Origin of the sequence: Micromonospora sp. NPDC047730, assembly GCF_043204765.1 — a bacterium.
Classification (GTDB): domain Bacteria; phylum Actinomycetota; class Actinomycetes; order Mycobacteriales; family Micromonosporaceae; genus Micromonospora.
On sequence record NZ_JBIDCU010000021.1, the window covers coordinates 81,904 to 103,273 of the forward strand.

Here is a 21,370-nt window from a genome sequence, read left to right on the forward strand (position 1 = left end):
GTTCCCGCTAGGACGCTGACCGCCAGCGCCGCGCCGGCCAGCAGCGCCGCCCCGGCGATCAGCAGCCCGTCGGCGGCGACGAAGCGTTGCCGTCGGGCGACCGTACGCGGGGTGCCGGCGTCGAAGCCGCGGGCGTCCATCGCCACGGCCAACCGGGTGCCCCGGCGGATCGCCCCGACCAGCAGCGCGAAGGCGGTGGAGGCGAACAGTCGCAGCTTCGCCAGCGGGTTGCGTCCCGCCGCCACCCCGCGGGCGCGGCGGGCCATGGCGATCATCTGCCACTCCTGCCCGAGCAGCGGCACCAGCCGGAACGCCGCCAACGCCCCGATGGCGAACCGGGCTGGCGCCTTCGCGTTCTGGATCAGGGCGTCCGCCAGGTCGGTGGGGTCGGTGGTGGCGAACACGATCACGCCGGGCAGTGCCACGGCGAACATGCGCAGCACCAGGCCGAGCGCGGTGAGCAGCACCCCGGAGGTGACCACCGCGGGGCCGGCCTCGACCAGCACCCGGCCGGAGCGCTCGGCCGCGAAGAGCACCAGCGTCACCACGATGCCGACCGCGCCGACCAGCAGCGGCCCGGCCCGCCGGGCCAGCACCCGGAAGCGGACCCCGAACAGCGGCAGCACGGCCAGCTCGACGGCGATGGCGATCGCCGGGGCCACCGGGTCCAGGGTGGCGACGAGGATGAACGAGAACACCAGCGCCGCGGCGAGCTTGGCCACCGGGTTGCGCCGGGCCAGCGGCGCGTCGGGGGCGGCGACCGGTTCGAGGGTGATCACGGCCGCTCCGGGACGGGACGGGCGCGGCGTGCGGCCGGCGCCGGACCGGTCATGGTCCGGCGACGCCGCGGGTGTGCGGCCGGCGCGTCGTGCGAGCTGGTCACGGCCGCTCCAGGGTGACGCGCCGGTCCGCCAGAGCGGCCACGAACTCCGGGTCGTGGGTGACGGCGACCAGGCCGTGCCCGGCGTCGCGCAGTTCGGCGAAGAGGTTCACCAGCTCCAGCCAGGTCCGCCGGTCCTGGCCGAAGGTGGGTTCGTCGCAGACGAGCAGGCGGGGCGCGGTGGCCAGGGCCGTCGCCACGCTCAGTCGCCGCGCCTCCCCACCCGACAGGGTGTACGGGTTGGCCGCGGCGAGCTTCGTCAACCGCAGCCGGGACAGCAGGTCGTCCACGGTGGACCGGACCGCCGTCTCGGGCTGGCCGGTGCGGCGCGGGCCGAGGGCCAGCTCGTCGAAGACGGTGGTGGCGACGAACTGGTGCTCCGGGTCCTGGAAGACCGAGCCGATCCGCCGGGCCAGCGCCGGGGCGCGCCAGCGGTGCGGGGGAGTGCGGGCGTCGGAGCCGGCCAGTGCCGCCGTCGCCACGACCCGGCCGGCTCCCGGCTTGAGCAGCCCGCCGAGCAGCAGCGCGAGGGTCGACTTCCCGGCCCCGTTCGGGCCGAGCACGGCGAGCGCCTCGCCGGCGCGTACCGCCAGGTCGACGGCGGCCAGCCGGGGCGGCAGGCCGAGCCGGTCGGCGGTGAGCAGCAGGTCGCCGGCCGGCGCGGTGGCGTGGCGGGGCGGCACGGGCCGGCCGGGCACCCAGACGCCCGCGGCGGCGAGCGCGTCGCCGTGGGCGCCGAAGACGGCCTGGGGCGTGCCGTCCGCGCGGACGCCGCCGCCCGGTTCGAGCACCACCACCCGGTCGACCAGCGGCAGCGCCTCGGCGACCCGGTGCTCGACCAGGATCAGGGTGGTGTCGGCGTCCAGCGCGCCGGCCACCGCCGCGCGGACGAGCGCGGCGCCGGTCGGGTCCAGGTTGGCGGTCGGTTCGTCGAGCAGCAGCAGCCCGGGCCGCAGGGCCAGCACCCCCGCCAGGGCGAGGCGTTGCTGCTCGCCGCCGGAGAGGGCCGCGGTGGGCCGGTCCCGGTGGTACGGGAAGCCGACCCGGGCCAGCGCCTCGTCGACGCGGGGCCAGATCTCCCCGGCGGGGACCCCCCGGTTCTCCAGCCCGAACGCCACGTCGTCGCCGCTGCGGGCCATCACGAGCTGGGTCTCCGGGTCCTGGAAGACGATGCCGACCCGGTCCCGGCCCTTGCGGGGGTCGAGCCCGTCGACCTCGACGGTGCCCTCCTGTTCGCCCGAGTCCTCGGGCAGCAGCCCGGCCAGCGCGGCGAGCAGGGTGCTCTTGCCGGCGCCCGACGGCCCGAGCAGCAGCACCCGCTCGCCGGCCTCGACGCGCAGGTCCACCCCGCGCACGGCCCACGCCCGGCGCCCGGCGTGCCGCCACCCGAACCCCCGCAGTGTCACCGCCCCCACGCCGTCCCCCTTCCGGCCCGCGCGCGGGCGTCGACCATGAGGTTGGCGGCACCCACGGAGATCCACGTCGCCGTCCACCTCATGATCAACCCCGATTCCGGTGGTGCGGGTCAGACGGCGGCGCGTTCGCGGCCGGCGGGGAAGCGGTCCAGGACGCCGGTGCCCGCCAGGGCGCGGGTGAGGGCCCAGCCGCCGGCGCCGGCGACGGCGGCGGCGCTGACGACGGTGAGCAGGGCGTACGGGACCCGGTAGCTGCCGAGCGCGTAGTCGACGTTCCAGACGAAGAAGTCGAACAGCGCCGCGCCGAGGCCGGTCAGCGCCCCGGCGAGCAGCGCGGTGGGCAGCCGGAACGAGCGGTACCGGAACGCGGCGAAGGCCACCTCGGCGCCGAGCCCCTGGATGAGGCCCTGGACGATGGTGATGCCGCCCCACTCCGAGCCGAGCAGCGCGGAGACCGTCGCCGCCACCGCCTCGCAGAAGAGCGCCGCGCCGGGCTTGCGGATCACCAGGCCGCCGAGCACGGCCGGGACCAGCCAGACGCCGTACATGATCGCCTGGCCGGCCGGGAAGAACGCGAACGCCGGGTCGACGGCCCGCCACAGCAGGCCCCAGGCCCAGAAGATGACGCCGAACGCCACCGCGATCACCGCGGCGATGACGACGTCGAGTGTGCGCCACCGGGTGGTCGTGTTGTCTCGCATGATTGCTCCCAGTCCTGAACGCGAACCAGGAGAAGACGCACGCCGCGCCCGGTGTGCCCGGACGGCGGCGCGGCTGGAGGTCGACCGAACTCCCTGCGCTGGCATTACCCAGATCAGGTTCGAGGGTCTGCGGGCGGTGCCCGCACTCTCAGCGCTGTGCGCTCCCCTGTCGGATGTGAAGTTGTCGCGCCGACGCTAACACCTTTGAAGATCATCGGGCAAAGTGATCTTTTCGCTGGTCACCAGCGAGTTCGCTCGATCTCGTCGGTTCCGGCCGGTACGCTCGGGCGGCCACTGGCGGAATCGGCGGAGGAAACCACGTGACATCCGAGGTTGACCGCTCCGTGCCGGATGGGCGCGCCCCGGGGTCGGTCGGTGTGGCCGCGCCGGGCGTGCCCCCGCAGGAGCCGGCGGGCGGCGGCGGGAGCGCCTGGCGGTTCGGGTCGGTCGAGGCGCTCGCGGTCCTGCTGGTCCTGCTGGTCGTGTTCCGTGAGCCGCTCGCCGGGGCCCTGTCCGCGCCCTGGCTGCAGACCTGGACCACCGTCTTCGTCTCGGTCATGGTGCAGGCGGTGCCGTTCCTGGTCTTCGGGGTGGTCCTCTCCGCCGTGATCGCGGTCTTCGTGCCCCGGTCGTTCTGGGCCCGGGCGCTGCCCCGGCACCCCGCGCTCGCGGTGCCTGTGGCGAGCGCGGCCGGCGTGGTGCTGCCCGGCTGCGAGTGCGGGTCCGTGCCGATCGCCGGGTCGCTGATCCGGCGCGGGGTCACCCCGGCCGCCGCGCTGGCCTTCCTGCTCGCCGCCCCGGCCATCAACCCGATCGTGCTCACCGCCACCGCGGTGGCCTTCCCCGACGACCCGGAGATGGTCCTCGGCCGCGGCGTCGCGAGCCTGGTCGTCGCGATGGTGATGGGGTGGCTGTGGCTGCGCCTCGGCCGGGCCGACTGGATCCGGCTGCCGCGCCGGCCGGAGCTGGACGACGGCCCGCGCGGGCGGGCGTTCTGGGCGGCGGTCCGGCACGACGTCACCCACGCCGGCGGGTTCCTGGTGGTCGGCGCGGCGGCCGCCGCCACCATCAACGTCGTCGTGCCCGAGCGATGGTTGCAGACGCTCGCCGAGGACCCGGTGCTCTCGGTGCTCGCGCTGGCCGTGCTCGCGGTGCTGCTCTCCCTCTGCTCGGAGGCCGACGCCTTCGTGGCCGCCTCGCTGTCGCAGTTCTCGCTGACCGCCCGCCTGGTCTTCCTGGTGGTGGGGCCGATGGTCGACCTCAAGCTCATCGCGATGCAGACCGGCGTCTTCGGCCGGCGGTTCGCGCTGCGGTTCGCCCCGGCCACCTTCGCGGTGGCCGTCGCGGTTGCCGCCGCGACCGGGGCGGTGCTGCTGTGAACCGGCAGGCGCAGGCCGTCGTCCTGCTGCTGCTCGGGGGCGCCATGGTCCGGGCCAGCCTCACCGACCTCTACCTGCGCTACGTCAAGGAGGGGCTGCGCCCCTTTTTGGTCGCCGCGGGCCTGCTGCTGGTCGTCGCCGCGGTCATGACCCTCTGGTACGAGCTGCGTCCCGCCCTCCGGCGCCCCGCCGCGTCCCCGACCGCCGACGGCGAGCACGAGCGCGCCGGCGGGGACCACGAGCGCGCCGACGGCGAGCACGAGCGCGCCGGCCGGGACGAGGCCGCCGACCACGGGCACGGCCACCACGAGCCGCGGATCGGCTGGTTGCTGATCCTGCCGGCGCTGGGTCTGCTCCTGGTCGCCCCGCCCGCCCTCGGCTCGTACGCGGCCGGGCAGGCCGGCACCGCGCTCTCCGCTCGGCAACAGCCGTCCGACTACCCGCCCCTGCCCGACGGCGATCCGGCGCAGGTCAGCGTGCTCGACTACGCCTCGCGGGCGCTGTTCGACCGGGGCGCGTCGCTCGGCGGGCGACGGGTCCGGCTGACCGGTTTCGTCACCACCGGCCCCGACGGCCGACCGCTCCTGGCCCGGATGGTGCTCTCCTGCTGCGCGGCCGACGGGCGGCCGGTCAAGCTGGGCCTGACCGGCGCCGCCCCCGAAGGGCTCGCCGACGACACCTGGATCGAGGTGACCGGCCGCTACAGCGACCGGATCGCCCGGGACCCGGTCAACGACGCCGAGATCCCCTACCTCGACGTGGAGTCCTGGCGGCAGGTGCCCACCCCCAAACGCCAGTACGAGTGACCCCGCCCGCCCTGGGTAGGCTGGCGATCATGCGGATCGAGGCGCGGGGGCTCACGTTCGACGTACGCGTCGGCGGTCCCGAGGGCGGCGCGCCCGTCCTGCTGCTGCACGGCTTTCCACAGCACGGCGGGGAGTGGGACGACGTCGTCCCGCCGCTGCACGCCGCCGGCCTGCGCACCTACGCGCCGGACCAGCGCGGCTACTCGCCGGGCGCGCGGCCCGAGGCGGTCGAGGCGTACCGGATGCCGGAGCTGGTGGCCGACGCGGTGGCCGTGCTGGACGCGCTGGGCGTCGACGCGGCGCACCTCGTGGGGCACGACTGGGGCGCGGTGGTGGCCTGGGACCTGGCCGCCCGCCACCCGGAGCGGGTCCGGACGCTGACCGCGGTCTCCGTGCCGCACCCCGCCGCGATGGCGCACGCGCTGGCCGAGGACCCGGGGCAGAAGGCGCGCTCGGCGTACATCGTGCTGTTCCGCAAGCCGGGCAGGGCGGAGAGGGCGCTGCTGGCGCTGGGCGCGACCGGGCTGCGCCGGATGCTGCACGGGGTCGGCGACGACGAGCGGGTGGCCGCGTACGCGGACCCGATGCGCGAACCCGGCGCGCTGACGGCGGCGCTGAACTGGTACCGGGCGATGTCCCGGCGGGACATGGCGGCCACCGGGCCGGTGCCGGTGCCGACCACCTTCGTGTGGAGCGACCGCGACATCGCGATCGGCCGGACCGCGGCCGAGGCGTGCGCCGGCCACGTGAGCGCCGACTACCGCTTCGTCGAGCTGCCCGGGGTGAGCCACTGGATCCCCGACGAGGCGCCCGCCCCGCTGGCCGAGGCGATCCTGGCCCGGGTGCTGGGCCCGGCCTGACCGGTGCGGCCTCGCCCCGCCGGGAGTGGCCGGGCGTTCCCGACGGACGTACGACATGGACGGAGGAGAGACATGACGGTGAGCGCCGAGGACTACCTGGCCGTGGTGACCGAGACGATGCAGCGGGTGGCCACGAGCCAGCGCGAGGCGGTGGGGCGGGCCGCCGACCTGATCGCCGACGCGGTGCGCGCCGACGGGGTGGTCCACGCGTTCGGCACGGGCCACTCGGAGGCGCTGGCGATGGAGATCGCGGGCCGGGCCGGCGGGCTGGTGCCCACCAACCGGATCGCCCTGCGGGACCTGGTGCTGGTCGGCGGCGCGCCGGCCGACGTGCTCGGGCCGCTGCTCGAACGCGATCCGTCGGTGGCGCACCGCCTCTACGAGCTGGCCCCCGTCAGCCCCGGGGACGTCTTCGTGCTGGCCTCCAACTCCGGCGTCAACGGCGCGATGGTGGAGTTCGCGTCCCTGGTCAAGGAGAAGGGGCACGGGCTGGTCGCGATCACCTCGGCGCAGCACTCCGGGCAGATGACCTCGCGCCACCCGTCGGGGCGCAAGCTCGCCGACGTCGCCGACGTGGTGCTCGACAACGGCGCCCCGTACGGCGACGCGACGCTGCCGCTGCCCGGCGGCGGTGCGGTCGGCGCGGTCTCGTCGATCACGGCGGCGCTGCTGGCGCAGCAGATCACGGTCGAGGTGGTGGCCCGGCTGCTCGCCGCGGGGGAGCGGCCTCCGGTCTACCTGTCGGCCAACATCGCCGGCGGCGACGAGCACAACAACGCCCTGGAGGCCCGGTACGCCGGCCGGATCCGCCGCGGCTCCTGAGCGGAGCGGGCCGGCGTGTGCCGGGCTCGCGCGGGCGACGTGAGCCGGTTTCGCGGCTCCGTCGGTGGGGCATCAGCGTTGCTGCCGACGGGCGAACCCCGTCGGCAGTACCGTCTGACCGGAGGTAGCCCGTGTCCAAGGAAACCGAGCGGCAGCGCTGGCAGCGCAACTTCGCCGACCTGTTGCAGGAGCTGCGGGTCGCGCAGACCGGCGTGCAGATCCTCTTCGCCTTCCTGCTGACCCTGCCGTTCAGCAACGGGTTCACCAGGACGAGCGGTTTCCAGAAGGACGTCTACATCGTCTCGTTGCTCGCGGCCGCCGCCGCGACCGCGATGATCATTTCCCCGGTGGCGTTCCACCGCGCGCTGTTCCGGCAGGGCCGCAAGCCGGAGCTGGTCCGGTTCGCCCACCGGATGGCCAGCGCCGGCCTCGCCTTCATGCTGATCTCGATGGTCAGCGCGGTGCTGCTGATCACCGACTTCGTGCTGGACCGGGGCGTCGCCCTGCTGCTCAGCGGCGCCACGGCGATCTGGTTCCTCACCTTCTGGGTGTTCCTGCCGTTCGCCCGGCGCAACTGGGGCGAGGACGACATCGACGACGAGGACGACGACCCCCGGCACCTACCCGGCGACTGACCCGGGTCGACGAAACTCGATCTTCACCGAACGCTACCCCTGGGTAACACCCGGGGGTAGCGTGCTGTTTGTCGAGCACGTCGACGCAGCCGGACCGAGGTTCGAGGGGGCAGCCGTGACCACGACGCAGAACAGCCGACCCACGCCGGACGGATCCGGCGCCGACCAGCCCGCGGCGAAGGACACCGAAGGCGTGCCGACGGCCGGCGCGGCCGGGCCGCTGCCGAAGGAGGCGGGGCAGGTCTCCGAGAAGGAGGCCCGCCAGGTCGCCGAGGCGGCCCGCGAGTCCTCGTGGGACCGACCCAGCTTCGGCAAGGAACTCTTCCTCGGCCGCCTCCGACTCGACCTGATCGACCCCTGGCCGCGCCCGGACGCGGCGGACGTCGCCCGGGCCGACGAGTTCCTCGGCCGGTTCCGCGAGTTCCTCACCTCCGAGGTGGACGGGGCGGCAATCGAACGGGACGCGTCCATCCCGGACGACGTGTTCCACGGTCTGGCCCGGCTCGGCGCGTTCGGCATGAAGGTCGACCGGTCGTACGGCGGGCTCGGGCTGAGCAACCTGCACTACTGCCGCGCGCTCATGCTGGCCGGCTCGGTCAGCCCGGCGATCGGTGCGCTGCTGTCGGCACACCAGTCCATCGGGGTGCCGCAGCCGCTGAAGATGTTCGGCACCGCCGAGCAGAAGCAGCGCTTCCTGCCCCGCCTCGCCGCCGGCGAGGTGTCCGCGTTCCTGCTCACCGAGCCGGACGTCGGCTCCGACCCGGCCCGGCTGGCCACCACCGCCGAGCCGACCCCCGACGGCACCGGCTACCGGCTCAACGGGGTGAAGCTCTGGGCCACCAACGGCACCGTCGCCACCCTGCTCGTGGTGATGGCCCGGGTCCCCGCCGCCGAGGGGCGGCGTGGCGGGATCACCGCCTTCGTCGTCGAGGGCGACGCCGAGGGCATCACGATCGAGCGGCGCAACGCCTTCATCGGCCTGCGCGGCCTGGAGAACAGCCTCACCCGCTTCCACGACGTCTTCGTGCCGAACGAGAACGTCATCGGCGGCGAGGGCAAGGGCCTGAAGATCGCGCTGACCACCCTGAACACCGGGCGGCTGTCGCTGCCGGCCATGTGTGTGGGCGCCGGCAAGTGGGCGTTGAACGTGGCCCGGGAGTGGGCCGCCGACCGGGTGCAGTGGGGCCGGCCCGTCGGCGAGCACGAGGCGGTGGCCCAGAAGCTCTCCTTCGTCGCCGCGACGACGTACGGCATGGAGACCATGCTCGACCTGTGCTGCCTGCTGGCCGACGACGACCGCAACGACATCCGGATCGAGGCGGCGCTGGTCAAGCTCTACGCCAGCGAGATGGCCTGGAGGATCGCCGACGAGCTGATCCAGATCCGGGGCGGTCGCGGCTACGAGACGGCCGACTCGCTGGCGGCGCGGGGCGAGCGCCCGGCCGCGGTCGAGCAGCTGCTGCGCGACCTGCGGATCAACCGGATCTTCGAGGGCTCGACCGAGATCATGCACCTGCTGATCGCCCGCGAGGCGGTCGACGCGCACCTGTCCGTCGCCGGCGACATCATCGACCCGGACGCCGGGCTCGGCCGCAAGGCGAAGGCCGGCGCGCGGGCCGGCGTCTTCTACGCGAAGTGGCTGCCCACCCTGGCCGTAGGCAAGGGCCAGCGCCCGTCGGCGTACGGCGAGTTCGGCCCGCTCGCCGGCCACCTGCGGCAGGTCGAGCGCGCCTCGCGCAAGCTGGCCCGGTCGACGTTCTACGCGATGTCCCGGTGGCAGGGGAAGATGGAGCGCAAGCAGGCGTTCCTCGGCCGGGTGGTGGACATCGGCGCGGAGCTGTTCGCGATGTCCGCCGTCTGCGTGCGCGCCTACGCCGAGCGGGACACCCGGCCGGAGAACGTCGAGCTGGCCGACCTGTTCTGCCGGCAGGCCCGGGTCCGGGTCGACGCGCTCTTCACCGCCCTGTGGGACAACACCGACTCGGTTGACACGGCCGCCGCGAAGCGGATCCTGGCCGGGCGCTACGCCGGCCTGGAGGAGGGGGTGGTCACCCCGGCCGACGACCTGCCCTGGGTGGCGCGCTGGTCGCCCGGCCCGTCCGCCGCCCCCGACGTCCGCCGCCGCATCCCGCCCTCGGCGTGACACCGGCCCGCCCGGGTGCCGGGCCGGTGTCCGACCAGCCCGGCAGCCGGCGGGTCAGCTCGCGACGGCCCAGGCCAGGATCGCCGCGAGGAGCAGCCCGTTGAGCACGGCCAACCCCAGGTACGCGGCCGGCGGGATCTTGCGGCCCTTGCGGACGAAGTTGACCAGCACGGCGGCGTAGCCGAGCAGCAGGATGGCGATGACGACCAGGAAGTAGAACACCCGACGACCTTAGTGCGGTGTCCACCAACGTTCACCAGGAGTCCGGTGGTGTGTTGTGGATCCTCGCCGTGTGGGCGAGCGACTCCCCACTGGTTGGTGGGGCGGGCCACCGCGGGCCAACTGGGCCCTCGCGCCGCCCGGGTGGGCGGCGGGGGTCACGCCGGGACCGGCCGGCGCCGGGGAGGTGCCGGCCGACTCGACGGTGCGTGACCACCCCGGGCAGCACTACAGGTGATGTGGGGGTGGTGGGTCCGCCGCCCGGGGTGCGGGTGGCGATGCTGGCCGCCGCGACGAGGTCACGGTGGCCCGAGAACTGGCAGTGCAGGCAGGTCAGGGTCCGCCCACGCGGCTTCGGTATCCGCCGGTGGCAGGTGGGGCAGGTGGAGGACGTGCCGCGTTCGTTGACGAGGTGGACGGTGATGCCGGCGAGGGTGGCCTTGTCGGTGAGGATCTGCAGGAGGCGCCCGATCTGCCACTGCCGTAGCCGCAGGTTGTGTCGCCGCCCCGCCGGCAGGTCCAGGACCCCGCGTGGATCACCGACGTGCAACACCCCCACCCGCTGACCGACCGCCCAGCCGACGACGGTGCGGGCGGCCTCGTGTTGGGCCTGTCGCACCCGCCGCCGATGCCGACCCTCCACCACCCGAGTGCGGGCCCGGTACTGGCGCCACCGCCGCGACCCGCGCTGGCCCGGTTTCGGTGCCCGGCGGGCGACGGCATGTTGGCGGGCTTTGGTGTCGGCCAGGTGCATGCGATGCTCGGCGCGGATCGCCCGCCCCGACACCAACAGCGCCTCCCCGCCGGGGCCGGCGACGGCGTACGGGTGGATGATCCCCACGTCCACGCCCGCCACCCTGGCAGGGTCCGGCCCCTCACCCGCTGGATACACCGTGATCGGGACTTCGGCGGTGACGTCGAGGAACAGGCGGCCGCCCTCACACAGCAGGGTGATCGAGCGGACCTGCTCGACCGGATACGGCACCTGACGGGCCAGGCGCACCCACAACCCCGGCGTGCCCTTCGCGGTGGGGATGCGCACGCGGTGGCCGTCGAGGGTGAACGTGCCGTGGTACCAGCGCACCGGCACCAGCCCCCGCCGCCGACGCGGGAACCCCGCCGATGCGTCACCGGCCTTGCGGCGTTTCGCCGCCGCGAACCACGCATCCGAGAACCGCCGCAACACCGACCGCGCCCCGGTCGTGTCCAACTCGGCGAACGTGCCCGGCCCGGACGCCGACAACTCCCGACACAACTCCTGATAGCCCGTCAACGGTGGGGCGTGGTGGCGGCGCCGCCAGGCGTTGACCTCCAACACACACGCCCACACGTCACCAGCCGAGCGCAGCAACCCGAAACACCGCCGCCGCTGCCCAGGCGTCACCCGCACCGCAACACGAGCGGTGCGATACACCACTGGCAGCGCGGCGGGATCCCGACGACGAGGCACGAATCAAAGCCAACACCACCGGTACGACAATCTCACCGCCGACGAACCCTGCGAAGGTTGGTGGACACCGCCTTAGCGGCCGGCCCGCAGGCCGAGTTGGCGCAGCTCCAGTGCGGCGAGCGCGTCGACGGTGGCGTCGTCGCCGCGCCGCCACGCCTCGGCCACGTCGGGCGCGATCCGGGTCAGCCGCCCGAGCGGCTGGGTGGCCAACGCCCGCAGGGCGAGCAGGTCCCGGCCGGCGGGCACGGCGGCCAGCCTGGCCGCCGAGGCGGCCCGGCGCATCCAGCGCACCCGCAGCGGCAGCCAGCCGAAGAGCACCAGGCCGAGCGGGAAGACCAGTACGGCGACGGCCAGCGCGAGGGCGAGCTGGTCGACCAGCTCCTGCTGGTCCCGTCCGGCCTCGGCCAGCGACCGGGCGGCGCCGGCGGCCCGCTCGAACGGCGCGGTCAGCTCGTCGCCCACCAGCGGCACCCGGCCGACCTTGCCGCCCGCCTCGGCCAGGTTGTCAGCCAGGCCGCCGCCGGCCCCCTCCAGCTTTTGGCCGGGTACGGCGAGCTTCTGGACGAGGTCGTGCAGCCACAGCGCGCCGCGGACCGCGCCGTACACCCAGGCGAGGACGAGCAGGTCGGTGATCAACTGTCGGACGGCGGTCGGGAAGCGATCGGCGTAGATCTTCACGCCGGACAGCGTGCCACGCGCGACCGCTCCGGGCATCTGTCGCGGACGGCCGGCACCGCCGTGCCCGTCCGGCCCGCTACGGCTTCTCCCTCGCCCAGTCGACCGCTTCGCGCACGGCCCGGACGGTGCGGATCGCGCACGGTTCCTGGACAGTCTGACCAGCCGCCGGCAGGCCGGGCTGCGCCTGGTGTCCGGCTGACCCGTCGTGGCGGGTCTCAGCGGGCGCAGGCCGGGCAGGTGCCGAAGATCTCCAGGGTGTGGCTGACGTCGGCGTAGCCGTGCTGCGCGGCCACCCGCTCCGCCCAGCTCTCCACCGTCGGCCCGGCCACCTCCACGGTGCGGCCGCAGCTGCGGCAGACCAGGTGGTGGTGGTGCCCCTCGCTGCACCGGCGGTAGAGGTGCTCGCCGCCCGGCGGGCGCATCACGTCGATCTCGCCCGTGTCGGCGAGCCCCTGGAGGGTGCGGTAGACCGTGGTCAGCCCGACCCGCTCGCCGCGCTCGCGCAGCATCGCGTGCAGCTCCTGCGCGCTGTGGAAGCCCTCCATCTCGGCGAGCAGCGCGCTGACCGCCGAGCGCTGCCGGGTGTTGCGGACCGCCGAACCCGTCATGACCCCTCCCCGGCGTGGCTGACCGCGTCGGCCACGATGTGCGCGACGTGCTCGTCGACCAGGGCGTACGCGATCTCGCGCCCCCGTCGCGAGCCGCGCACCACGCCGGCGCCCCGCAGCACCCGCAGGTGCTGGGAGACCAACGGCTGCGCGGCGCCGAGCTTGTCCACCAGCTCGTGCACGCAGCGTTCGCCCTCGGCGAGCTCGCTGACGATGGCCAGCCGGATCGGTGCCGACAGGGCACGCAGCAGCTCGCTCGCCCCCTCGAAGGCATCGTAGCCTGATCCGCTGGTCACCCCGTAACGGTAACCAATCCCATCGGCGTGTCGTTGACCAGGCTCAGCGGAGCACGACCTCGTGCGGCTCGGGCGCGGGCGCGGCGGCCGGGGTGCGCCGCCGGCGCAGCACCCGCCAGGCCGCGCCGAGGAGCGCGACCACCCCGAACGAGGCGATCGCCATCAGCACCACCGACGCGCCGGGAGCGGTGTCGGCGTTCGCCGCCACCCAGACCCCCGAGCCGGCGGCGAAGAGGCCGAGCGCCATCGCCGCCGCCATCGTGCTGCGGAACCCCCGGGTCACCTGCTGCGCGGTGGCCACCGGCACCACCATCAGCGCGCTGATCAGCAGCACGCCGACGGCCCGCATGGCGATCGTCACGGTGACCGCGGTGGCCACCGCGAGCAGCATGTTGAGCGTGCGCACCGGCAGCCCGGAGACCCGGGCGTACTCCTCGTCGTGGCAGACCGCGAACAGGGCCGGGCGCAGGGCCAGCATGGCGACCAGGATCGCCGCGCCGAGCACCGCGATGGTGATCAGGTCCCCCGGCGAGATCGTGGTCAGCGACCCGAACAGGTAGGCGTTGAGGTTGGCGCTCGTGCTGTCGGAGAGCCCGACCAGCATCACGCCGCCGGCGATGCCGCCGTAGAAGAGCAGGGCCAAGGCCAGGTCGCCGGAGGTGCGCCCCCGGGCGCGAACCAGCTCGATGGTGATCGCGCCGACGGTTGCCACGACCACCGCGACGAGCACCGGGGAGCGGTTGAGCAGCAGGCCCGCGCCGACGCCGGTGAGCGCCACGTGCCCGACCCCGTCGCCGATCAGCGCGAGCCGCCGCTGCACCAGGTAGATGCCGAGCGCCGGCGCCGCCAGGCCGATGACCAGCGCGCCGATCAGGGCGCGCTGCATGTAGGGGTACTGGAAGAGTTCCATCTCAGCGGCTCCACAGCCCGGCGGGCTCGTCGGGACCGTGCGGGTGCACGTGGTCGTGGTCGGGCTCCGCGTGGTGGCCGGCGGGTTCGGGCACCACGCCGTCGTGGCAGATCCCACCCTGGTGTACGACGACCGCCCGGCTGATCAGCGGCCGCAGCGGCCCGAGCTCGTGGGCCACCAGCAGCACCGTGCCGCCGCCGCCCACGAAGTCGTGCAGCGCCCCGGCGAACGCCTCCTGGCTGGCCGCGTCCACCCCGGCGGTCGGCTCGTCGAGGACGAGCAGCTCCGGCTGGCCGGCCAGCGCCCGGGCGATCAGGGTGCGCTGCTGCTGCCCGCCGGAGAGCGTGGCGACCGGGTCGCGGGCCCGGTCGGCGAGCCCGACCGCCGCCAGCGCCGCGTCGACGGCGGCCCGGTCGGCGCGCCCGGGCGGGCGCAGGACGCCCCGGCGGGCCAGCCGGCCGGAGGCCACCACCTCACGGACGGTGGCCGGTACGCCGCCGCCGGCACCGAGGCGCTGCGGGACGTACCCGACGCGGTGCCACTGCCGGAACCGGCGCAACGGGCGGTCGAAGAGGGTGACCGACCCGGAGCTGAGCGGCACCAGGCCGAGCACGGCGCGGATCAGGGTGGACTTGCCGGAGCCGTTGGCGCCGAGCACCGCGACCACCTCGCCGGCGGTCACGGTCAGGGAGACGTCACGCAGCACGGGGCGGCCGTCGTAGCCGACCACCCCGTGCGTGACGGTGATGACTGGGGATGTCACGAGCAGCTCAACGCCGTCCTGAGGGTCTGCAGGTTGGTGCGCATCACCGAAAGGTAGTCGCCGCCGTCGGTCGACAGCCCTTCCAGCGGGTCCAGTACCGCGGTCTTCGCGCCGACCTGGTCGGCGATGGTCTGGGCCACCTTCGGGCTCACCAGCGTCTCGAAGAAGATCGTCGTGGCCTTGTGCTCCCGGGCCTCCTCGATCACCTCGGCGAGGCGCTGCGGGGACGGCTCGTTCTCCGGGCTCAGCCCGGTGATGCCGATCTGCTCGAGCTGGTAGCGCTCGGTCAGGTAGCCGAACGCGGTGTGGCTGACCACGATCTCCCGCCGCTGGCAGGTCTTCAGGCCGGCGGTGAAGTCGGCGTCCAGCTTCGCCAGCTCGGTGCGGAGCGTCGCGGCGCGGGCGGTGTAGTCGGCGGCGCGCTCCGGGTCGGCCTGGCCCAGCCGCTCGGCGAGCTTGTCGCCCACCGTGGCCAGGCGGGTCGGGTCGAGCCAGAGGTGCGGGTCCTTGCCGCCGCCCTCCTCCTCGGCGTGGGGCTCCCCGGCGGCCTCGCCCTCGTGCCCGTGGTCGTGGTCGTGCCCGCCGGCCGCCGCGTCGCGCAGCGGCTGCACGGTGGCCACGTCGAACGCGCGCTCCCCGGCGTTCTGCTCGACGGCCTCGTCCACGTTCGGCTGGAAGCCCTTCAGGTAGACGACCAGCTCCGCCTGGCTGACGTCGCCGACCTGCCCCGGGTTGAGCTCCAGGTCGTGCGGCTCGGCCCCGGGCTTGGCCAGGTTGGTCACCTTCACCGCGTCGCCGCCGATCCGCTCGGCGAGGAACTGCAGCGGGTAGAAGGCGGCCACCACGTCGACCCGCTGCGGGTCGGTGCCGGCCGCGTCGTCGGAGCAGGCCGCGACGCCACCGAGGGCGAGCAGGGCGGTGGTGGCGGCGGCCAGGGTGCGCGGGGCGGAGCGGATGTTCATGACATGAACTCTCCGCGACAACGACAATGATTGTCAAAAACGCATGCTTGCATGTCAGAGCAGCTTCACCAGGCCCGCGGTGACCAGCAGGGTAAGCGCCAGCAGCCGGATCACCCGGGTCGGCGCCGTCTGCACCGACCAGGTGGTGACCAGCAGCGCGGCGACGGCCGCGGCGAGCAGCAGGGTGAGCAGCCCGCCCACCACCCCGGGGGTGAAGAACGCGACCAGCGCCAGCACCAGGGTGACCAGGAACACCGTCGTCGGGTTCGCCCGCGCCAACCGGGCCGGCAGGGGGCTCTGCGTACGCTGCATCCCACAGACTCTACGAGGAGGAACCCGTGCTGGTGACGAACCGGTTCGTGGTGGACGTCGATGTCGCCGACGACTTCACCGAGCGGGCGCACGCCGCCCTCGCCGCGCTCGCGGCCCGTCCCGGTTACCTGCGCGGGCAGCTCGTCCGGGCGCTGGACGACCCGCGCCACTGGTGCCTGGTCACCGAGTGGGAGTCCGTCGGCACCTACCGGCGTGCCCTGGGCGGCTTCGACGTCAAGGTCACGGCAGTGCCGCTGCTCGCCGAGTCGGTCGACGAGCCGTCCGCGTACGAGGCGCTCGCTACCGCGGCGCCGGGCGGGGACGTGGTCGTGGCGGCCAGCGATCGGGCCGCTGGTCCGTACCGCTGAGCCCGCGGGCACTAGATTGCTCTCATGACCGCTCCCGGATCGGCGGCACCACCGCCGTACTCTTCGCTGCCCGGCCAGGAGGGGGCGCAGCCGCCCGTCGTGCCCGGCCCGCCGGCGGATCCGGGCGTGCCCGCCCCGCCGCCCGGCCCCGGGGTGGCCCCGCCGTTCGCGGCGCCGCCCACCGAGGGGCGCAACACCCGGCTCTGGCTCGGGCTGGGCGCCGGGGCGCTCGCCGTGCTGCTCTGCTGCGGTGGCGGCGGCGCTGCCGTGGTGGGCCTGGCGGTGACCGGGGTGCAGGCCGTGCGGGAGCAGGGGCGCACCGTCTCCACCGACTACTACCAGGCGCTGGTCGAGCGGAAGTACGGTGCCGCGTACGACCAGCTCTGCGACGACGCGCAGCGGCGCGAGTCGCGGCGGGAGTTCGAGCGCCGGGTCGCCGCCGAGCCGCAGATCGCCGCCTTCCAGGTGGGCGACGTGGACACCACCACCCTGACCGTGCCGGTGGACGTGACCTACACCGGCGGCCGGCAGGACCGGCAGGAGGTCGTCCTGGGGCAGGACCGGCAGACCGGCGGCATGGAGGTGTGCGGGGTCAACTGACCCGCCCCCGGTATTCTCCTGGGCTCGGGCTGGTGCTGGTCGTACCGTTGTCCCGAACTGCTCGTTCCGTCCTTCACCGCGTCCCCGCCGACCGCCAGTCGGCGTAGGAGGAAAAAACATGCCAGCCGACCGTATCGACGCCGTCGTCAGCCTCGCCAAGCGCCGAGGCTTCGTCTTCCCCTCCAGCGAGATCTACGGAGGCACCCGGTCGGCGTGGGACTACGGTCCGCTCGGCGTGGAGCTGAAGGAGAACGTCCGCCGGCAGTGGTGGAAGACCATGGTCCAGCAGCGCGACGACGTGGTCGGCCTCGACTCCGCCGTCATCCTGGCCCGGGACGTCTGGGCCGCCTCCGGCCACCTCGACGCCTTCGTCGACCCGCTGACCGAGTGTCAGTCCTGCCACAAGCGGTTCCGGGCCGACCACCTCGAAGAGGCGTACGAGGCCAAGCACGGCAAGCCGCCGGCCTCGCTGACCGAGCTGAACTGCCCGAACTGCGGCAACAAGGGCACCTTCACCGAGCCGAAGATGTTCAACGGTCTGATGAAGACCTTCCTGGGCCCGGTGGAGAGCGAAGAGGGCATGCACTACCTGCGCCCGGAGACCGCGCAGGGCATCTTCGTCAACTACAAGAACGTCGAGACGGTCGCCCGCAAGAAGCCGCCGTTCGGCATCGCGCAGACCGGCAAGTCGTTCCGCAACGAGATCACCCCGGGCAACTTCATCTTCCGCACCCGCGAGTTCGAGCAGATGGAGATGGAGTTCTTCGTCGAGCCGGGCTCCGACGAGCAGTGGCACGAGTACTGGCTCCAGGAGCGCTGGAACTGGTACCTCGACCTGGGCCTGTCGGAGGCCAACCTGCGCTTCTACGAGCACCCCAAGGAGAAGCTCTCCCACTACTCGAAGCGCACCGTCGACATCGAGTACCGCTTCCAGTTCGGCGGCACGGAGTTCGCGGAGCTGGAGGGCATCGCCAACCGCACCGACTTCGACCTGTCCACGCACAGCAAGCACTCCGGCGTCGACCTGTCCTACTTCGACCAGACGAAGCAGGAGCGCTGGGTGCCGTACGTCATCGAGCCGGCCGCCGGCCTCACCCGGGCGGTGCTGGCCTTCCTGCTCGAGGCGTACGACGAGGACGAGGCGCCGAACACCAAGGGCGGCGTGGACAAGCGCACGGTGATGCGTTTCGACCCGCGGCTGGCCCCGGTCAAGGTGGCGGTGCTGCCGCTGTCGCGCAACGAGGCGCTCTCGCCCAAGGCGAAGGGCCTCGCCGCGGACCTGCGCAAGCGCTGGGTGGTGGAGTTCGACGACTCGCAGGCGATCGGCCGCCGCTACCGTCGCCAGGACGAGATCGGCACGCCGTTCTGCGTGACGGTCGACTTCGACACCCTGGACGACAACGCGGTGACCGTGCGGAACCGGGACACCATGGCCCAGGAGCGCATCTCCCTGGACCAGGTCGAGCGCTACCTGATCGAGCGCCTCCCCGGCTGCTGAGGTGTAAGGAAGGGCCCCTTCTTAACGTTTTCAGTAGAGGAGGGGCCCCTTCCTAACATCCCGGAGCGCTCACCCGTCGTTACCCGGCACGTCAACAGGCTGGACGCGGACCCGGTTCGCGGCGCCGAGGCCGCGCCGGGATTCGTACGCATCCTCCACGGTGCGGCGGACTCGCGCCGGGTCGCGACGGATCTGCGCCGGGGTGAAATGCAGGATCAGGATGCCGTGCCGGCTCAGTTCGTTGTGCCGGTCGAGCGTTCGCGCCAGTCACCGGGGCTGAAGTGGTACTCCTGCGAGTCGACCTCCAGTGCCACCGCCGAGTCGGCGAGATATCCGTCGGGGGTCGGCAGCGACGTGCCGTTGCCGGCGGTCAGGCGCGGATTCCACCGGATCTCCGGTAACACCGGACTGCTGGTCAGACACTCCCGCAACTCCGCCTCCGGCGCCGACCGGACGCCGTGGACAACCTCGGAGAACGCCTTCCTGACCAGCGCGGTCCGGCTGCGCCGGGCCCGGCCGATCTCCTCGTCCAGCCGGGCGAGATCGGTGAACCCACGCTGCACGGCCTCGGCGACAATCGCGCGTACCGGACGTAGGTGGCGCAGGTCGCGGGCCGCGTCCACGACCGCCCGCGCCGGCGAGCACACCCGGTAGACCGACGCCTGCCGGGCCTTGGCGTCCAGGGCGAGGGCCCGCGCGACCCGGGCGAATCCCGCCGAGCTGCGCCGTGCGTGGTGCGGCACGATCAGGTGTACGTCGTCGGTGCGCGGGCTCTGCCGGAAGCCGTACCAGATCAGCGCGGCGAGCCCCGTGAGCTGTGCCTCCGGCCCGGCGTAGAGCGCCGCCGCGATCCGTCGCTGCTCGTCGGTCAGGGTGCCGGTGACCAGGGCGTACGTGCCGGGCAGCACGCGCTGCCACTGGCTGCGCCGGGTCTGGCGGTACAGGTACATGTCGTCGAAGCCCGCGGCCAGCAGTTGGGCCCGGGTGACGATCTGCTGCTGTCGCTCCGCCGCGTCGGCGAGTTCGGGTGGCTGCTCACGCATGAGGCGCAGCATGGGTGCAGGACGATCCCGTGTCCCGCCCGATCGATCGGTCTGTGGACGGCGCTGCCCGCTGTGGAGAACGCCCGACGCCGCCCCGACTGTGATATGCGTCGTGTTAGCAGGGGACCCCTCCTCTGCACCAGACGATAGGAGGGGGCCCTTCCTTACACTTGTGCGGTGACCGCGCCGATCGTTCCCGCACTGCGCCCGCTGACCCTCGGGCGGCACCAGGTGTGGCCGCCGGTGGTGCTCGCCCCGATGGCGGGCATCACCAACGTCGGCTTCCGGCAACTCTGCCGGGAACAGGGCGGCGGCATCTACGTCTGCGAGATGATCACCACCATCGCGCTGGTGGAGCGGAACCCGAAGACGCTGCGCATGATCGCCTTCGGCGGGAACGAGCGGCCCCGCAGCCTCCAGCTCTACGGCACCGACCCCGAGATCACCGCCGCCGCCGTGCGGATCGTGGTCGAGAAGAACCTCGCCGACCACATCGACCTCAACTTCGGCTGCCCCGTGCCCAAGGTCACCCGCAAGGGCGGCGGATCCGCGCTGCCGTGGCGGCGCCGGCTCTTCGCCCGCCTGGTCAGGGCCGCGGTGGCCGCCGCGTCGCCCGCCGGGGTGCCGGTCACGGTCAAGATGCGCAAGGGCATCGACGACGACCACCTGACGTACGTCGAGGCGGGCCTCGCCGCGCAGGACGCCGGCGTGGCGGCGGTCGCCCTGCACGGGCGTACGGCGGCGCAGCGCTACTCGGGCACCGCCGACTGGGACGCCATCGCCACGCTCAAGCAGGCGCTCGACGTGCCGGTGCTCGGCAACGGCGACATCTGGGAGGCCGACGACGCGCTGCGGATGGTGGCGCACACCGGCGTCGACGGGGTGGTGATCGGCCGGGGCTGCCTGGGTCGCCCGTGGCTCTTCGCCGATCTGGAGGCCGCGTTCAACGGACGCCCCGAGCGCCGGCTGCCCAGCCTGGGCGAGGTCGCGCAGACCATGCGCCGCCACGCCGAGTTGCTGGTCGACCAGTTCACCGCGGGCGCACGCAACCCCGCGCGGGGCGAACGGGACGGCTGCACCGACTTCCGCAAGCACGTCGCCTGGTACCTCAAGGGCTTCCCGGTGGGCAGCGAGCTGCGCCGCGAGCTGGCGATGATCGAGAGCCTGGCCCAGCTCGACGACCTGCTCGGCAAGCTCGACCCGACCGAGCCCTTCCCGGTCGCCACGCTCGGCCAGCCGCGCGGGCGCACGAACTCGCCCGGCAAGGTCTTCCTGCCCGACGGCTGGCTTGCCAGCCGCGACGACGACACCGTGCCCGAGGGCGCCGAGCTGGCCGACTCCGGCGGCTGACCGGACCGGTACGACAAAGCCGCGCGGCTTGCCGGGCTGGTCGGACCAGGTCGCGCGGTTGATCGGGTCGGTCGGACCAGGTCGCGCGGTTGATCGGACCGGGCGGAGCAGGGTTGGTCGTGGCTGCGCTGAGTTCTGCTGCTGGTCAGGCACCGCGCTGCCGTGTCTGCCTGGGCGCGTACAAGGTCCGGCCTGCCGGCCGTGTTCCGCTGTCGAGCTGCCTGCACGGACGGGGCAGTGAAGGGCTCCGGTTGGTCTCATGGACGGGGCAGCTCGACAGCGTTCCACCACCACCCCCGACGTCCGGTGTGCGTTGCTGCGAAGCCGGCGGTGAGGCACCGGTCGTGCGGCTGACAGGGCGGCCGGACCGCGTCGCCCGGCTCGCCTGCGCCGCCCGGCTTGCCTGCGCCGAGGCCGATCGTGCCCGGCGTGCCCGGTACGGAGACGACGACAAGGGCCGGCCCCGTTCGGGGCCGGCCCTTGTCGTTGGTGGTGGTGCCTGGATCAGGCGGCGTAGCCGCGGGTGGCGATCCAGTCGGCGAGGGCCTCGGTGGTGATCCAGTAGGAGGCCTGGGCCGGGTCGGCGGAGTCGGCGATCTTGACCGTCTGGCCGTTGTCGCGGTAGCCGACGACGCTGATGTAGTGGCCGCCCTCGAAGGAGTGGGTGCCGCC

At 73.7% G+C, this 21,370-nt stretch carries 23 protein-coding genes, 1 pseudogene and 1 riboswitch; of the genes and pseudogenes, 10 read left to right on the forward strand and 14 right to left on the reverse strand.

The features are described from left to right. The 3 genes from ACGF5G_RS31190 to ACGF5G_RS31200 form a co-directional block, all read right to left on the reverse strand. Positions 1–779 (reverse strand): energy-coupling factor transporter transmembrane component T family protein (locus tag ACGF5G_RS31190; protein WP_393269391.1); only part of this gene is annotated, 779 nt, incomplete at its 3' end. A gap of 100 nt (positions 780–879) precedes the next feature. Further along, positions 880–2,295, reverse strand: coding sequence for an ABC transporter ATP-binding protein (locus tag ACGF5G_RS31195; RefSeq protein WP_393269393.1), 1,416 nt, complete (start codon positions 2,293–2,295; stop codon positions 880–882). A 110-nt stretch (positions 2,296–2,405) separates the two neighbouring features. Continuing rightward, the gene (locus ACGF5G_RS31200; protein WP_350710764.1) at positions 2,406–2,996 is read right to left on the reverse strand and encodes an ECF transporter S component; all 591 of its coding nucleotides are present in this window, start codon (positions 2,994–2,996) and stop codon (positions 2,406–2,408) included. A gap of 72 nt (positions 2,997–3,068) precedes the next feature. Next, positions 3,069–3,174, reverse strand: a riboswitch (TPP riboswitch). Positions 3,175–3,373: 199 nt separating this feature from the next. Between ACGF5G_RS31200 and ACGF5G_RS31205 the strand changes: the two genes are divergently transcribed. The 6 genes from ACGF5G_RS31205 (at position 3,374) to ACGF5G_RS31230 (ending at position 9,641) form a co-directional block, all read left to right on the forward strand. Continuing rightward, complete coding sequence (locus ACGF5G_RS31205; protein ID WP_393269451.1) at positions 3,374–4,375, forward strand: permease; 1,002 nt, start codon at positions 3,374–3,376, stop codon at positions 4,373–4,375. After that, positions 4,372–5,181, forward strand: coding sequence for a TIGR03943 family putative permease subunit (locus ACGF5G_RS31210; protein ID WP_393269396.1), 810 nt, complete (start codon positions 4,372–4,374; stop codon positions 5,179–5,181). Before ACGF5G_RS31205 ends, ACGF5G_RS31210 begins: the two co-directional genes overlap by 4 nt. 29 nt (positions 5,182–5,210) lie before the next feature. After that, the gene (locus tag ACGF5G_RS31215) at positions 5,211–6,041 is read left to right on the forward strand and encodes an alpha/beta fold hydrolase (protein WP_393269399.1); all 831 of its coding nucleotides are present in this window, start codon (positions 5,211–5,213) and stop codon (positions 6,039–6,041) included. A 72-nt stretch (positions 6,042–6,113) separates the two neighbouring features. Next, a complete protein-coding gene (locus tag ACGF5G_RS31220; RefSeq protein ID WP_393269401.1) occupies positions 6,114–6,863 on the forward strand; it encodes a sugar isomerase domain-containing protein in 750 nt (249 codons plus the stop codon). 131 nt (positions 6,864–6,994) lie between these two features. After that, positions 6,995–7,498, forward strand: coding sequence for a DUF6328 family protein (locus tag ACGF5G_RS31225; protein WP_350710755.1), 504 nt, complete (start codon positions 6,995–6,997; stop codon positions 7,496–7,498). A 115-nt stretch (positions 7,499–7,613) separates the two neighbouring features. After that, positions 7,614–9,641 carry an acyl-CoA dehydrogenase family protein gene (locus ACGF5G_RS31230; RefSeq protein ID WP_393269404.1) on the forward strand — a complete coding sequence of 676 codons (2,028 nt, stop codon included), beginning with the start codon at positions 7,614–7,616 and terminating at the stop codon, positions 9,639–9,641. A gap of 54 nt (positions 9,642–9,695) precedes the next feature. Here ACGF5G_RS31230 and ACGF5G_RS31235 read toward each other — a convergent pair whose 3' ends face one another. From ACGF5G_RS31235 to ACGF5G_RS31275, 9 genes are all read right to left on the reverse strand, one after another. Then, the gene (locus ACGF5G_RS31235) at positions 9,696–9,863 is read right to left on the reverse strand and encodes a hypothetical protein (protein WP_357702753.1); all 168 of its coding nucleotides are present in this window, start codon (positions 9,861–9,863) and stop codon (positions 9,696–9,698) included. 31 nt (positions 9,864–9,894) lie between these two features. Then, entirely contained in the window at positions 9,895–11,310 is a 1,416-nt protein-coding gene (locus ACGF5G_RS31240) for an RNA-guided endonuclease InsQ/TnpB family protein (protein WP_393269408.1), read from the reverse strand. Positions 11,311–11,382: 72 nt separating this feature from the next. Next, positions 11,383–11,988 (reverse strand): hypothetical protein, encoded by a 606-nt coding sequence (locus tag ACGF5G_RS31245; RefSeq protein WP_393269410.1) that lies wholly within the window; start codon positions 11,986–11,988, stop codon positions 11,383–11,385. Between the two features lie 215 nt (positions 11,989–12,203). After that, positions 12,204–12,596, reverse strand: coding sequence for a Fur family transcriptional regulator (locus tag ACGF5G_RS31250; RefSeq protein WP_393269413.1), 393 nt, complete (start codon positions 12,594–12,596; stop codon positions 12,204–12,206). Next, positions 12,593–12,892 carry a metalloregulator ArsR/SmtB family transcription factor gene (locus ACGF5G_RS31255; protein ID WP_350710747.1) on the reverse strand — a complete coding sequence of 100 codons (300 nt, stop codon included), beginning with the start codon at positions 12,890–12,892 and terminating at the stop codon, positions 12,593–12,595. The genes ACGF5G_RS31250 and ACGF5G_RS31255 overlap by 4 nt, the downstream gene beginning before the upstream one ends. Before the next feature lie 43 nt (positions 12,893–12,935). Then, a complete protein-coding gene (locus ACGF5G_RS31260) occupies positions 12,936–13,802 on the reverse strand; it encodes a metal ABC transporter permease (protein ID WP_393269415.1) in 867 nt (288 codons plus the stop codon). Between the two features lies 1 nt (position 13,803). Beyond that, the gene (locus tag ACGF5G_RS31265; RefSeq protein ID WP_393269418.1) at positions 13,804–14,565 is read right to left on the reverse strand and encodes a metal ABC transporter ATP-binding protein; all 762 of its coding nucleotides are present in this window, start codon (positions 14,563–14,565) and stop codon (positions 13,804–13,806) included. Further along, positions 14,562–15,527, reverse strand: coding sequence for a metal ABC transporter substrate-binding protein (locus ACGF5G_RS31270; protein ID WP_393269420.1), 966 nt, complete (start codon positions 15,525–15,527; stop codon positions 14,562–14,564). The genes ACGF5G_RS31265 and ACGF5G_RS31270 overlap by 4 nt, the downstream gene beginning before the upstream one ends. Positions 15,528–15,581: 54 nt before the next feature. After that, positions 15,582–15,839, reverse strand: a complete 258-nt coding sequence (locus ACGF5G_RS31275) for a hypothetical protein (RefSeq protein ID WP_393269423.1) — start codon at positions 15,837–15,839, stop codon at positions 15,582–15,584. 26 nt (positions 15,840–15,865) lie between these two features. On the opposite strand from ACGF5G_RS31275, the gene ACGF5G_RS31280 reads away from it, so the two are divergent. From ACGF5G_RS31280 to ACGF5G_RS31290, 3 genes are all read left to right on the forward strand, one after another. Next, on the forward strand, positions 15,866–16,207 hold the full coding sequence (locus ACGF5G_RS31280; protein ID WP_350710738.1) for an antibiotic biosynthesis monooxygenase: 342 nt from the start codon (positions 15,866–15,868) through the stop codon (positions 16,205–16,207). A 126-nt stretch (positions 16,208–16,333) separates the two neighbouring features. Then, complete coding sequence (locus ACGF5G_RS31285; protein ID WP_393269454.1) at positions 16,334–16,807, forward strand: hypothetical protein; 474 nt, start codon at positions 16,334–16,336, stop codon at positions 16,805–16,807. Between the two features lie 118 nt (positions 16,808–16,925). Then, the gene (locus ACGF5G_RS31290) at positions 16,926–18,305 is read left to right on the forward strand and encodes a glycine--tRNA ligase (protein ID WP_393269426.1); all 1,380 of its coding nucleotides are present in this window, start codon (positions 16,926–16,928) and stop codon (positions 18,303–18,305) included. Positions 18,306–18,538: 233 nt separating this feature from the next. Here the strand turns inward: ACGF5G_RS31290 and ACGF5G_RS31295 are convergent, their stop codons facing one another. After that, positions 18,539–19,348, reverse strand: a complete 810-nt coding sequence (locus tag ACGF5G_RS31295) for a type IV toxin-antitoxin system AbiEi family antitoxin domain-containing protein (protein WP_393269429.1) — start codon at positions 19,346–19,348, stop codon at positions 18,539–18,541. A gap of 177 nt (positions 19,349–19,525) precedes the next feature. Between ACGF5G_RS31295 and dusB the strand changes: the two genes are divergently transcribed. Next, positions 19,526–20,698 (forward strand): tRNA dihydrouridine synthase DusB, encoded by a 1,173-nt coding sequence (dusB, locus tag ACGF5G_RS31300; protein WP_393269432.1) that lies wholly within the window; start codon positions 19,526–19,528, stop codon positions 20,696–20,698. 504 nt (positions 20,699–21,202) lie between these two features. Here the strand turns inward: dusB and ACGF5G_RS31305 are convergent. Beyond that, a pseudogene (locus tag ACGF5G_RS31305) lies at positions 21,203–21,370 on the reverse strand (phytochelatin synthase); the annotation flags it as partial.

Excerpts from the sequence above, each read along its gene's own strand:
- ACGF5G_RS31260 (WP_393269415.1), bottom strand. The coding sequence starts at position 13,802 with ATGGAACTCTTCCAGTACCCCTACATGCAGCGCGCCCTGATCGGCGCG.
- ACGF5G_RS31215 (WP_393269399.1), top strand. The coding sequence starts at position 5,211 with ATGCGGATCGAGGCGCGGGGGCTCACGTTCGACGTACGCGTCGGCGGT.
- ACGF5G_RS31200 (WP_350710764.1), bottom strand. The coding sequence starts at position 2,996 with ATGCGAGACAACACGACCACCCGGTGGCGCACACTCGACGTCGTCATC.
- ACGF5G_RS31220 (WP_393269401.1), top strand. The coding sequence starts at position 6,114 with ATGACGGTGAGCGCCGAGGACTACCTGGCCGTGGTGACCGAGACGATG.
- ACGF5G_RS31275 (WP_393269423.1), bottom strand. The coding sequence starts at position 15,839 with ATGCAGCGTACGCAGAGCCCCCTGCCGGCCCGGTTGGCGCGGGCGAAC.
- ACGF5G_RS31295 (WP_393269429.1), bottom strand. The coding sequence starts at position 19,348 with ATGCGTGAGCAGCCACCCGAACTCGCCGACGCGGCGGAGCGACAGCAG.
- ACGF5G_RS31250 (WP_393269413.1), bottom strand. The coding sequence starts at position 12,596 with ATGACGGGTTCGGCGGTCCGCAACACCCGGCAGCGCTCGGCGGTCAGC.
- ACGF5G_RS31290 (WP_393269426.1), top strand. The coding sequence starts at position 16,926 with ATGCCAGCCGACCGTATCGACGCCGTCGTCAGCCTCGCCAAGCGCCGA.
- ACGF5G_RS31270 (WP_393269420.1), bottom strand. The coding sequence starts at position 15,527 with ATGAACATCCGCTCCGCCCCGCGCACCCTGGCCGCCGCCACCACCGCC.